This is a genomic window from Streptomyces niphimycinicus (assembly GCF_018883605.1).
GTDB classification, from domain to species: Bacteria; Actinomycetota; Actinomycetes; order Streptomycetales; family Streptomycetaceae; genus Streptomyces; species Streptomyces niphimycinicus.
Genome location: NZ_JAHLEM010000645.1, coordinates 1 through 11,242 on the forward strand (window position 1 = coordinate 1; position 11,242 = coordinate 11,242).

Annotated in this window: 10 protein-coding genes and 1 pseudogene; 8 read left to right on the forward strand and 3 right to left on the reverse strand. The window is 71.1% G+C overall.

Features of this window, described 5'->3' with window-relative positions:
* Positions 1 to 6 precede the first annotated feature (6 nt).
* The gene (locus tag KN815_RS38860) at positions 7 to 1,116 is read right to left on the reverse strand and encodes an amidohydrolase family protein (protein ID WP_216346516.1); all 1,110 of its coding nucleotides are present in this window, start codon (positions 1,114 to 1,116) and stop codon (positions 7 to 9) included.
* Between the two features lie 137 nt (positions 1,117 to 1,253).
* On the opposite strand from KN815_RS38860, the gene KN815_RS38865 reads away from it, so the two are divergent.
* From KN815_RS38865 to thpD, 6 genes are all read left to right on the forward strand, one after another.
* Positions 1,254 to 2,045 carry a SigE family RNA polymerase sigma factor gene (locus KN815_RS38865; RefSeq protein WP_216346517.1) on the forward strand — a complete coding sequence of 264 codons (792 nt, stop codon included), beginning with the start codon at positions 1,254 to 1,256 and terminating at the stop codon, positions 2,043 to 2,045.
* Positions 2,045 to 2,884 (forward strand): hypothetical protein, encoded by an 840-nt coding sequence (locus KN815_RS38870; protein WP_216346518.1) that lies wholly within the window; start codon positions 2,045 to 2,047, stop codon positions 2,882 to 2,884. The genes KN815_RS38865 and KN815_RS38870 overlap by 1 nt, the downstream gene beginning before the upstream one ends.
* A gap of 319 nt (positions 2,885 to 3,203) precedes the next feature.
* On the forward strand, positions 3,204 to 3,764 hold the full coding sequence (ectA, locus tag KN815_RS38875; RefSeq protein ID WP_093460852.1) for a diaminobutyrate acetyltransferase: 561 nt from the start codon (positions 3,204 to 3,206) through the stop codon (positions 3,762 to 3,764).
* Between the two features lie 75 nt (positions 3,765 to 3,839).
* Complete coding sequence (gene ectB / locus KN815_RS38880) at positions 3,840 to 5,102, forward strand: diaminobutyrate--2-oxoglutarate transaminase (RefSeq protein WP_216346519.1); 1,263 nt, start codon at positions 3,840 to 3,842, stop codon at positions 5,100 to 5,102.
* A 40-nt stretch (positions 5,103 to 5,142) separates the two neighbouring features.
* On the forward strand, positions 5,143 to 5,547 hold the full coding sequence (locus KN815_RS38885; RefSeq protein ID WP_216346520.1) for an ectoine synthase: 405 nt from the start codon (positions 5,143 to 5,145) through the stop codon (positions 5,545 to 5,547).
* Positions 5,548 to 5,551: 4 nt separating this feature from the next.
* Positions 5,552 to 6,439, forward strand: a complete 888-nt coding sequence (gene thpD / locus KN815_RS38890) for an ectoine hydroxylase (protein ID WP_137965247.1) — start codon at positions 5,552 to 5,554, stop codon at positions 6,437 to 6,439.
* A 145-nt stretch (positions 6,440 to 6,584) separates the two neighbouring features.
* On the opposite strand, the gene KN815_RS38895 is transcribed toward thpD, so the two are convergent.
* Together KN815_RS38895 and KN815_RS38900 are read right to left on the reverse strand one after the other, a co-directional pair.
* A complete protein-coding gene (locus KN815_RS38895; RefSeq protein WP_216346521.1) occupies positions 6,585 to 7,631 on the reverse strand; it encodes an aminotransferase class V-fold PLP-dependent enzyme in 1,047 nt (348 codons plus the stop codon).
* A gap of 286 nt (positions 7,632 to 7,917) precedes the next feature.
* Positions 7,918 to 9,453 (reverse strand): aldehyde dehydrogenase (NADP(+)), encoded by a 1,536-nt coding sequence (locus KN815_RS38900; protein WP_253209506.1) that lies wholly within the window; start codon positions 9,451 to 9,453, stop codon positions 7,918 to 7,920.
* A 135-nt stretch (positions 9,454 to 9,588) separates the two neighbouring features.
* Here KN815_RS38900 and KN815_RS38905 point away from each other — a divergent pair, with 135 nt between their 5' ends.
* On the forward strand, positions 9,589 to 10,359 hold the full coding sequence (locus KN815_RS38905; protein ID WP_216346523.1) for an IclR family transcriptional regulator: 771 nt from the start codon (positions 9,589 to 9,591) through the stop codon (positions 10,357 to 10,359).
* Between the two features lie 277 nt (positions 10,360 to 10,636).
* Positions 10,637 to 11,242, forward strand: a pseudogene (locus KN815_RS38910) (histidine kinase); the annotation flags it as partial.

The window sequence follows — 11,242 nt, forward strand, 5'->3', positions numbered from 1 at the left end:
GCCCCGTCAGCCGACCACGCGGCCTCGCAGCACCACCCGCCGCGGCGTCGTCAGCACCCGCACATCGGCGCGCGGATCCGCGTCGTAGACGACGAGATCGGCGGAGGCCCCCTCGGTGAGCCCCGGCCGTCCGAGCCAGGTCCGCGCCCCCCAGGTCGCCGCCGAGAGCGCGTCCCGCGCCGGGATGCCCGCCTTCACCAGCTCGGCCACCTCCTGCCCGACCAGCCCATGGGCCAGGCCGCCGCCCGCGTCGGTGCCGGTGTAGATCGGGATGCCCGCGTCGTAGGCCGCCCGCACCGTCTCGTACCGGCGCGCGTGCAGCCGCCGCATATGGTCGGCCCAGCGGGGGAACCTCACCTCGCCGCCCAGCGCCAGCCGGGGAAAAGTGGCGATGTTGACCAGGGTCGGGACGATCGCCACGCCCCGCTCGGCGAACAGCGGGATGGTCTCCTCGGTGAGCCCGGTGGCGTGCTCGATGCAGTCGATCCCCGCCTCGACCAGCGGTGCGAGGCTCTCCTCGGCGAAACAGTGCGCCGTGACCCGCGCGCCCAGCCGGTGCGCCTCCGCGATGGCCTCCTCGACCGCGCCACGCGGCCAGCAGGCACCCAGGTCGCCGGTCTCCCGGTCGATCCAGTCGCCGACCAGCTTGACCCAGCCGTCGCCGCGCCGCGCCTCCGCGGCCACATAGGCGACCAGGTCCTCCGGCTCGATCTCATGCGCGTAGTTGCGGATGTAGCGCTTGGTGCGGGCGATATGGCGGCCTGCCCGGATGATGCGGGGCAGATCCTCGCGGTCGTCGATCCAGCGGGTGTCGGCCGGTGATCCGGCGTCCCGCAGCAGCAGCGCCCCGGCGTCGCGGTCGGTCAGCGCCTGTTTCTCGCTCGTCGAATCGTCCACCGCCCCATGGGCGTCGAGTCCGACATGGCAGTGGGCGTCGACGAGGCCGGGCAGCACCCAGCCCTCGACCAGCCGGACGTCCCTGGCCCCGGCCGGCCGCTCGAACGTGATCCTGCCGTCGACCACCCATAGCTCGTCCCGGACGTCCCCGGCCGCGTCGCCGGTGTCCGGTCCGACCAGGACCCGGCCCTTGATGTGGAGCACCGCGCTATCCCTCATACAACGCACTGTACGAGACCGGGACAGGGCGTTGACCGGCCAATTCCCAGGAGCTGGAACGACGCCACTCGAACAACATGCGCAGCGCTGCTACGCTCACGCAACCCACCGGAGAGAGGGGCAGTGAGGAGATCCTCGTGAACGCTCCCGCCGATGACGCGGCCGCCGCGGGCACCGCGCGAGCGCCCCGCGCACCGGAGGACCCCGATGACTTATCGGCCGACGCGTACACCGGCCCACACCCCAACTCGCGGCACCCCACCGACCCACAGGCCGCATTCCGGGACTTCTTCGAGCGGCACCACGCCGAACTGGCCCGCCTCGCCCATCTGTTGCTCGGCAGCTCCGACGGAGCGGACGACCTGGCCGCCGACGCGCTGGTGGCGGTCTGGCACCAGTGGGACCGGGTGCGGGCCGCCGACCACCCCGCCGCGTACGCCCGGGGCGTGGTCGCCAACCTGGCCCGCTCCCGGATCCGCAGCCTGGTGCGCGAGCGGCGGCGGGTGGCGCTCTTCTCCTCGCAGCGCTCCGACCATGTGGACGATCCGGATGTGTCCGCCGTGGTGGATGTGCAGGCCGCGCTGGTCCGGCTGCCGTTCCGCAAGCGGGCATGTGTGGTGCTGCGGCACGCCTTCGGCCTCTCCGAGCGGGAGACGGCCCGTACGCTGGGCATTTCGGTGGGCACGGTCAAGAGCCAGACCTCCCGTGGAATCGCCGAGCTGGAGCGGCTGCTCGGCTCTCCGGACGGCGAGGGCGAGCTGCCCGGGGCGACGGAGGCCGAGCAGACGGTACGAACGCTCCGCTCCGGGAACAAGGGCCACACAGGGCACACAGGGCACACAGGGCACACAGGGCACACAGGCCGCGCAGGACCCGCTCGCCACTCGGGTCATATGGGCCACGCCGGGCATGCGGGAGGGGGCAGTTGATGATCGAGCATCGCGAGCGCCCCGAGGGCCGCGATGTCGTCGCCGAGCTGCGTACGGCCGCCGCCTCCCATGAGCCGGACCGGATCCGGATGCTGACCCGGGTCACGGTGGGCATGGCGGCCGACGACCAGGGCCGGGGCCGGAGTTGGAGCCGGAGCGCGCGGACGAGCCCGCGCCGGACCTGGCCGACCCGGCTGGTGGGCCCGGTCGCCGGGCTGGCCGCGGCGGTCGCGGCGACGGGGATCGCGGTGGTGGCCATGGACGGTGCCGAGCGGCCGCAGACGGTGCGCACCTCGAGCGAGCCTCCCGCGCCTCCGGCCGGTGCGGGCGCGGGCGCGGCTAAGCGGCCCGGGGAGGAGCCGGGCGCCGGGTCGCAGAGCGATGCTGAGCGGCACACGCCGAGCGCCTATCCCACCGCGGCCGGTCCAAACCATCTCGCCGAGCCGACCGTCCGGTCCAGGGGCGCCATCAACGCCCATTCCAATCCGTACTGGGCGCAGAGTGAGATCACGCTCACCATCGGTAGGCCGCTGACCTCGCTGACGGTGGAGCTGCGGGTCGCGGACACCGGGGACGTGGTTTCCACCGGGTCCTGGAGCTCGCTGCCGACCGGCGATATGGCCACCGCCACCCGCGTCGAGGACGGTGTGCTGGTCCACCGCTGGACGCTCCGCAAGGGCGCGACCGTACGCGCGGGCCGGTATGTCTTCGCGGGGCAGTACAACCACGCCGAGGGGGACCGGGACACCGGCCGGGACGCGTACTCGGCCTCGGGCAACGGCGCCTCCGGGGCCTTCGCGGTCCGCGGCGACTTCGCTCGGTTCACTGTGGGGGATTGAATTCATGGCGGCATGGCCAGAAATTCTCCGCGTTTTTCCGCTACTGCTTCCACATTCGTCTGCCCGCCATTGCGATTCCTAAACAAAAAAATTTCCACGGGTTCCTGATCCCGTAATTCAAGACGGTCATCGGCCGGTTACATACATGTGACGGACCACACATGCGATCCGCTTTGCCCGAGTAACTCCCCTACAAATTACCGCCTTTCGGCCAACGGCCGCGCGCACGCGCGCTCCCGCGTGATAACACATCAACCCCCCTCCACGTAACCCCCCACCACGATGCATTTTCTGATTCTGCTGGGTAAATTGAATTTGCATGACCGCCGCACAAGCAGACCTAGTCCGTAGCGAATTGGATTTGCCGGAGGGCCTCACCCTCGACACACCGCGCGTCGAGGATGGAGCCGCGATCTGGCGAATCGCTCGCGACTCCAAAACCCTGGACCTCAACTCCTCCTACAGCTACCTCCTGTGGTGCCGCGACTTCGCCGCCACATCCGTTGTGGCGCGCGACGCCGACGGCGGACCGGTCGGCTTCATCACCGGTTACGTCCGGCCCGAGCGCCCCGAGACCCTCGTCGTCTGGCAGGTCGCCGTCGACCACGCCTGGCGTGGCCGCAAACTGGCCGCCACCCTGCTGGACGGGCTGGTCGCGCGGGTCGCCACGGCGGGCGTCCGCGGCATCGAGACGACGATCACCCCTGACAACACCGCCTCGAACCGGCTGTTCACCTCGTTCGCCGAACGGCACGAAGCGCCGCTCGAGCGCGAGGTGCTCTTCCACGGCGGTCTCTTCCCCGACGGTGGGCACGAGCCCGAGGTGCTCTACCGCATCGGTCCGCTCGGCCCGCTCGGGCCACGCGCGGACCGGACCTGATCTCCCCTGATCACACCCCGATCCTCCCTCCTCACCCCCCTCACCCCCCTCACACCCCTCTCCCAGGAGAACGCTGTGACCATCACCCCGCCCGCCCTGAGCGTCTTCGAGGCCCTGGAGTCGGAGGTGCGCAGCTACTGCCGTGGCTGGCCCGCCGTCTTCGACCGTGCGCAGGGCAGCCACATGTTCGACGAGGACGGCCATACCTACCTCGACTTCTTCGCCGGAGCCGGGTCGCTCAACTACGGCCACAACAACCCGGTACTGAAACGGGCGCTGATCGACTACATCGAGCGTGACGGCGTCACCCATGGCCTGGACATGTCCACCACGGCCAAGCGCGCGTTCCTGGAGTCGTTCCAGAACAACATCCTGCGCCCGCGCGATCTGCCCTACAAGGTCATGTTCCCGGGCCCGACCGGCACCAACGCCGTCGAGGCCGCGCTGAAGCTGGCCCGTAAGGTCAAGGGCCGCGAGTCCATCGTCTCGTTCACCAATGCCTTCCACGGCATGTCGCTGGGCTCGCTGGCCGTGACCGGCAACGCCTTCAAGCGCGCCGGTGCGGGCATCCCGCTGGTCCACGGCACCCCGATGCCGTTCGACAACTACTTCGACGGCACGGTCCCGGACTTCCTGTGGTTCGAGCGGCTGCTGGAGGACCAGGGTTCCGGCCTCAACCAGCCCGCCGCCGTGATCGTCGAGACCGTGCAGGGCGAGGGCGGTATCAACGTGGCCCGGCCCGAGTGGCTGCGCGCCCTGGCCGAGCTGTGCGAGCGCCAGGACATGCTGCTGATCGTCGACGACATCCAGATGGGCTGCGGCCGCACCGGCGCCTTCTTCTCCTTCGAGGAGGCGGGCATCACCCCGGACATCGTGACCGTGTCGAAGTCCATCAGCGGCTACGGCATGCCGATGTCGCTCGCGCTCTTCAAGCCCGAGCTGGACATCTGGGAGCCCGGCGAGCACAACGGCACCTTCCGGGGCAACAACCCCGCCTTCGTCACCGCCGCCGCGACCCTGGACACCTACTGGGCCGACAGCCAGATGGAGAAGCAGACCCTGGCCCGCGGCGAGCAGGTCGAGCAGGCCCTGCGCGCCATCTGCGAGGAGCAGTCCGGCACCCACTTCCGCGGCCGTGGCCTGGTGTGGGGCCTGGAGTTCGAGGACAAGCCGCGCGCCTCGGCCGTCTGCAAGCGCGCCTTCGAGCTGGGGCTGCTGGTGGAGACCTCCGGCCCCGAGAGCGAGGTCGTCAAGCTGCTGCCCGCGCTGACCATCTCCCCCGATGACCTGGACGAGGGGCTGCGGACCCTCGCCCGCGCGGTCCGCGAGACCGCATAACCCTCCCGTACCGCAGAGAAGAGAAAGGCAAGAACTCACCGTGATCGTCCGATCCTTCAAGGACATCGAGGGCACCGAGAGGCATGTGAAGGCCAAGACCGGCACCTGGGAGAGCAAGCGCATCGTGCTCGCCCGTGAAGGCGTCGGCTTCTCGCTGCACGAGACCATCCTCTACGCGGGCACCGAGACCTCGATGTGGTACGCGAACCACATCGAGGCGGTGCTGTGCGTCGAGGGTGAGGCCGAGCTCACCAACGACGAGACCGGTGAGAAGCACTGGATCACGCCCGGCACCATGTATCTGCTGAACGGGCACGAGAAGCACACGATGCGCCCCAAAACGGACTTCCGATGCGTCTGTGTATTCAACCCGCCGATCACGGGACGGGAGGACCATGATGAGAACGGCGTATACCCGCTGATCACCGAGACCGAGGAGGCATGATCCGATGACCGCGGTCACTGACCTGTACCCGACCCGTGGGGCCATGGAGGTCGCCACGCCGCGCGTGGATCCCGTGGTGTGGTCCGACCCCGGCGCCCCCGGGCCGCTGCAACCGTCCGAGCTGAGCGATTTCGATCGCGACGGCTTCCTGGCAATCGACGAGCTGATCACTCCGGACGAGGTCGCGGTCTACCGCGCCGAGCTGGACCGGCTGGTCGCCGACCCGGACGTGCGCGCCGACGAACGCTCGATCATCGAGCCGAAGTCGCAGGACGTACGGTCGGTGTTCGAGGTGCACCGGATCAGCGAGGTGTTCGCGAACCTGGTGCGCGACCCGCGAGTGGTGGGTCGCGCACGGCAGATCCTCGGCTCGGACGTCTACGTCCACCAGAGCCGGATCAACGTCAAACCGGGTTTCGGCGCCTCGGGCTTCTACTGGCACTCGGACTTCGAGACCTGGCACGCCGAGGACGGGCTGCCGAACATGCGGACCGTGTCGGTCTCGATCGCGCTGACCGAGAACTACGACACCAACGGCGGCCTCATGATCATGCCGGGGTCGCACCGTACGTTCCTCGGCTGCTCGGGCGAGACACCGAAGGACAACTACAAGAAGTCGCTCCAGATGCAGGACGCGGGCACCCCGTCCGACGAGGCGCTCACCGGTTTCGCCGACAAGCACGGCATCAAGCTGTTCACCGGCAAGGCCGGTTCGGCGACGTGGTTCGACTGCAACTGCATGCACGGCTCGGGCGACAACATCACGCCCTACTCGCGCAGCAACGTCTTCATCGTGTTCAACAGCGTGGAGAACACCGCGGTGGAGCCGTTCGCGGCACCGGTCCCCCGGCCGGAATTCATCGGGGCAAGGGACTTCACGCCCGTACGGTGATCACCGCCATGCGCTGAGCTGACGTCCGTGATCTGGCTGACGTCCGTGATCTGAGGGAAGCCGGGGTGCCCCGGCTTCCCTCAGATTTTTTCCATCCCCGTTCCGGCCCCGGGAGCAGGTTTTCTCTGTGCCCAGGGAGACCGCCTCAGCGGGACAGCTCCGCCAGCACCCGGTCCACATCGGCCGCCGTGTTGTACAGGTGGAAGGAGGCGCGGAGGTTGCCGGCCCGCGCCGAGACATGCACCTCCGCCTCCGCCAGCCGGGACGCGGCGTCCCCCAGCCCCGGTACGGAGACGATGGCCGAGCCGGGGGCGGCGACGGGCTGGTGGCCGAGCCCGGTGACCCCGGCCCGGAAGCGGTCGGCGAGCGCGCGGTCATGGGCGGCGATGGTCTCGGTGCCCAGCTCCTCGATCAGCCCGAGGGAGTGCCGGGCCGCGACGTAGGAGTACACGCTCGGGCTCTCGTCGAAGCGGCGGGCGGAGTGGGCGAGTTCGGCCACCGGTCCGTAGCAGCTCTCCCAGGGCTTCTCGCCCGCGACCCAGCCCGCGAAGACGGGAGTGAGCTCGCCGAGATCCTCGGGGACGGTCAGGAACGCGGCCCCGCGCGGGCACATCAGCCACTTGTACGCCACGCAGACCGTGTAGTCGGCCTCGTCGGCGTTCACCGGGAACCAGCCGGCCGCCTGGCTGGTGTCCACCAGAGTGCGGGCCCCGTGGGTCCGGGCCGCCTCCCCGATGGCGGCGAGATCGGCGATCCGCCCGTCCGCGGACTGGACGGCGCTCACGGCCACCAGCGCCGTACCGGGCCGTACCGCCTCCGCGATCTCCTCCAGCGGCACGATGCGCAGCTTGAGGTCGCCGCGGACGGCGAAGGGGTTGACCAGGGAGCTGAAGTCGCCGTCGGCGACGATGACTTCGGCCCCGGGCGGCAGCGAGGTGGCGATCATCCCCGCGTAGACGGCGACCGAGCTGCCCGCCGCGACCCGCCGCGCCGGTACGCCGACGAGCCGGGCGTAGACGGCCCGGCTCTCCTCGACCGCCTCGAAGGCGACGTCGATGACGGGCCGTCCGGCGGCCGAGTCGTCGAGGACCGCCTTCACGGCGGCCACGGAGCGTGCGGGGATCAGACCGCTGGACGCGGTGGTGAGATACGTCGTGTGTGGCGCGAATTCGGCGCCCGCCAGGCTCTCCATGTCCAACAACTATGGAACGGGCTCACCCCGGCGTCCATCGCGATTCCCTGTCGGATGCCTTCAAGGGAACCTTATGGATCCCCGCCGACCTGCGGCGATGCCCATGCCGGGCGCGGCGCCCGGGTGACCGCACCGGCGAATCGGCCGCCGGGAGACCCCGGGAACCGTAGGTGGCCCCGGGCATGCCGACACGGCCGCCGGAACCGCGGGTCAGGTCCGCGGGTCCGGCGGCCGCGCCGTCGGTCCGGGCGTCAGCGGTGCTGCTCCCGGAGGCCGTTCCGGGGCTTCAGCCGCGCTGCTCCCGGATGCCGTTGATCCGCCGGGGCAGCTCCAGCGGGTTCTCGTCCCGCAGCTCCGGCGGCAGTAGGGCGGCCGGGGTGTCCTGGTAGGCCACCGGCCGCAGCCAGCGCTCGATGGCGGTGCCGCCGACCGAGGTGGAGGTGGAGGTGGTGGCCGGGTAGGGGCCGCCGTGGTGCTGGGCCGGGGCGACGGCGACACCGGTCGGCCAGCCGTTGACCAGGACCCGTCCGGCCAGCGGGGTGAGCTCGGCGATCAGCGCACCGGCCCGGCCCTCGGTGCCCTCGCCCTCGGCGGCGGAGATCTGGACGGTGGCGGTGAGGTTGCCCGGGAGCCGGCCGAGCACCGCGCTGATCTCGTCGTCGCTCTCGTAGCGCGCCACGACCGTCACCGGGCCGAAGCACTCCTCCAGCAGCACATCGTGCGGGCCGTCCTCGGTGAGCCGCCGCGCCGGGACGGTCAGGAAGCCCGCGCTGACCGTGTGCTCGCCGCCGGAGCCGGGGGTGACCGGGGCCTCCACGTCCGCCAGTTCGGCGCGCTCCTTGACCCCGGCGACGAAGTTGTCCCGCATCCGGTGGTCGAGCAGGACGCCCGCGTCGGTGTTGCTGACCGCCTCGGTGAGGGACTTCACCAGGCCGTCGCCCGCCGGTCCCGCCGGGGCCAGCACAAAGCCGGGCTTGGTGCAGAACTGGCCCACGCCCAGCGTCATGGAGCCCGCGAGCCCCGCGCCGATCTGGTCGCCGCGCTCGGCGGCCGCGGCCTCGGTGACCACGACCGGGTTGAGGCTGCCCAGCTCGCCGTGGAAGGGGATCGGCACCGGCCGGGAGGCCGCCGCGTCGTGCAGGGCGCGGCCGCCGCGGACCGAACCGGTGAAGCCGGCGGCGGCGATCAGCGGATGCCTGACCAGCTCGATGCCCGCCTCGAAACCGTGCACCACCGCGATCACATCGGCGGGCACCCCGACCCGCTCGGCCGCGCGGCGCAGCGCGGCGGCGGCCACCTCGGAGGTGGCGGGGTGGTCCGGGTGGGCCTTGACGACGACCGGGCAGCCCGCGGCCAGGGCGCTCGCGGTGTCGCCGCCGGGCACGGAGAAGGCGAGCGGGAAGTTGCTTGCGGCGTAGACCGCGACGACGCCGAGCGGCAGCTTGTAGCGGCGCAGATCGGGCCAGGGCGGGGTCTGGGTGGCGTCGGCGTGGTCGATACGGACGTCGAGGAAGGCGCCCTCGTCCACGATGGTCGCGAAGGCCCGCAGTTGGTAGGTGGTGCGGGCGAGTTCGCCGGTGAGCCGGGCGGGGCCGAGCGCGGTCTCCGCGTCGGCGGCCTCGACCAACTGGTCGCGGGCCTCGTCGAGGAGATCGGCGGCGGTGCGCAGCAGGGCGGCGCGCACCGTACGGTCGGCCAGGGAGCCGCGGGCGGCGTGGGCCGCGCGCACCACGCGGTCGACCTCCTCCGCCGTGGCTTCGACCGCTACCTGCTCCCGCTGCTTTCCGGTTCGGGGGTCGACGCTCCACACTGGTGCTGACACCGCGGATTCCTCCTGCTGTGGTGTTACCGCTGCTTGCGTCCCACACATCGACGGTGTTCGATATGCTGAACGCTGTCCCGGGTGATGAATTTCCCCTCGGGACTCTATGGCTGGTCGAACAGAGGGGTCAAGGCGATGTCAGCTACCGAGACGGGCGGGGCCCAGGTCAAATCGGCTGTCCGCACGGTCGAACTGCTGGAGTTCTTCGCCGGCCGGCCCGGAATGCACAGCCTCGCCGCGGTCCAGGAGGCCGTGGGCTATCCCAAGTCGAGCCTCTATATGCTGCTGCGCACCCTGGTGGAGCTCGGCTGGGTGGAGACGGACGCCACCGGCACCCGCTACGGCATCGGGGTGCGCGCCCTGCTCGTCGGCACCTCCTATATCGACGGCGACGAGGTCGTGACCGCCGCCCGCCCCACCCTGGACCGGCTCTCGGACGACACCACCGAGACCATCCACCTCGCCCGCCTCGACGGCACCAACGTCGTCTATCTCGCCACCCGGCAGTCGCAGCACTATCTGCGCCCCTTCACCCGCGTCGGCCGCCGGCTGCCCGCCCACTCCACCTCGCTGGGCAAGGCGCTGCTGGCCACGTACTCCGACGAGCAGGTGCGCAAGCTGCTGCCGGAGACCCTGGGCCAGCTCACCGAGCACACCATCACCGACCGCGAGAAGCTGATCGAGGAGCTGCACCTGATCCGGGAGCAGGGGTACGCGGTGGACCGCGAGGAGAACACCCTGGGGCTGCGCTGCTTCGGCATCGCCATCCCGTACCGCACCCCCTCGCGCGATGCCATCAGTTGCTCGGTGCCGGTGGCCCGGCTCACCCCCACCCATGAGCAGATGATCAAGGACGCGCTGTTCGACGCCCGGGACCGGCTCACCCTCGCGACGCGCCGTCTTTGACCCAAGGGAGGACGGCCCGCTCCGCCACGCGGCGGAGGCGGATCGTCGGACAGGGTGAGGTGCGGCGCCCGCCGCGCCGCGAGGCTGGTCCCCGTGACCCACACCCTTCCCGGCGGGCGGACGCGTCCGGCACCCGCCCGCCCGCCAAGGAGCCGACCGCGCCGATGAAGCTGACCTACGCTGTGCGGATGACCCTCGGATTACCCGTCCTCACAGACGGCGGGCGCCTCGTCCGCGAGTGCGGCCCCACCGGCGGCGCGGCAGCGCACCGGGTCCCGTGACCGGGGCGTGGTGGCGGCGGGCGCTCCGTGCGGTGGCCGGCCGCCGGGCTCAGTTGCGCTGGGTCCATCTGGTGCTCGGCGGCGCCCTGTTGATGCCGTATTACCTGCTGACCGGCGTCGTCCTCGCGATGCTCCTGCGAAACGCCGTTCCCTTCACCTCCCTGGCGTGGCAACTGGGCACCTTCGGCCTGGCCCTGCCGCTGGCCGTGCCGACCGCGCTGCTCCCGCTCGTACGCCCCCTGGAGGCCACCGCCGCGCGCTCGCTGTGCGGGCTTCCGGAGTCCGCGGAACTCGCGGCGGGGCCCGCCGGGTCATGGGACGCGCGCGCCCGCACCCTGCTCTGGTACGGGCTGCATCTGGCCATCGGCGGGCTGGTCAGCGGGCTCACCCTGTCCCTGCTGCCCGCCTCGGCGATGCTGATCGCCCTGCCGTTCACCGACGGTTCGTACGTCGACGAGGACTGGCCGCACGCCTTCGTCTCGGCCCTCTCCGCGCTGGCGCCCTTGGCCGGGGTGCTGCTGCTGGGCGTGATCATGTCGATCGCCGCGGCCGCCGGGGCGCTGCTGGCCCGCTGCGCGCCCGCGCTGCTCGGCCCGGCCCCC